Origin of the sequence: Pseudoduganella sp. RAF53_2 (assembly GCF_052113985.1) — a bacterium.
In the GTDB taxonomy this organism is placed as follows: Bacteria; Pseudomonadota; Gammaproteobacteria; order Burkholderiales; family Burkholderiaceae_D; genus Rugamonas.
Map to the genome: position 1 here is coordinate 1 of NZ_JBFRDW010001082.1, position 1048 is coordinate 1048.

General features: G+C 63.0%; 1 protein-coding gene. It reads left to right on the forward strand.

Annotation, left to right across the window (positions count from 1 at the left end):
* Positions 1-1048: TonB-dependent receptor domain-containing protein (locus tag AB4Z11_RS32460; protein ID WP_442030404.1), on the forward strand; the 1048-nt coding region annotated here is incomplete at both ends.

Genomic DNA, 1048 nt, shown 5'->3' on the forward strand with positions numbered 1-1048 from the left:
GTCGCCGGGCGGCATTTACCGCAATGCGCCGCAGCTGCCGGTGTCGCTGGTCCTGGCCGGCATCAATATCGGCCCGGACAACCGCTCCGTGCGCAACGACTATCCTACCGGCGGCAAGTTCCACGACATCGGCGCAGGCCTGAAACTGGACTGGACCTTTGGCGACGGCAGCCCGCTGGCAGGCCACACGCTGAGCTCCATCTCGTCCTTCGACAAGTATCACATGGACGACTACCAGGACAACGACAATACCGACGTCGACATCCTGCCTTTCCTGCTGCTGCCGAACGGCCAGCCGACCGGCATGCACGGTGGCCTGTATCAGTATGGCTTCTTCAACGTGCGCTCGACCACGCAGGAATTCCGTCTGACCTCTCCGGACAAGGGCGCGATCCGCTACGTGGCGGGCCTGTGGTATGGCCGTAACGCCCTGACCCGCGAGCTGACCAAAGTGCCGCTGATTCAGGCTTACGGTACGTCCTACGGTGCGGATGCCTACAACATCAACAAAGCGGTCTTCGGCCAGGGCAGCTGGGACTTCCTGCCCAATACCAGCCTGACGCTCGGCGCGCGCTACAACCTGGAAGACACGGGCTACAACTTCCGCCGCTACACCGTGCCACCGCAAGCCTTTGCGCTGACCGAGTTCTACACCAAGAACGACAGCAACAACAGCCGCACCGGCAAGATCGGCCTGGAGCACCGCTTCAATCCGGACACCATGGTTTATGCGATGGCGTCCACCGGCCACAAAGGCGTGGCCTACGACCTGACCAGCGGCTTCACCGCCGCCACCGCCGCCCTGCCCGCCGTGCCGCCGGAGTCGGCCCGCAGCTACGAGCTTGGCCTGAAACAGAGCCTGCTGAACAACCGCCTGATGTATTCCCTGGCCCTGTTCCGCACCAACTTCAAGCACTTCCAGCAATCGTCCAGCTTCTTCGACAAGGACGGCACCTTCCGCACTGGCCTGAACAGCATCGGCGGCCTGCGCACGCAAGGTGTGGAACTGGAAGGCAGCTACCGCGTCAACCGCGACCTGCAGTTGAAC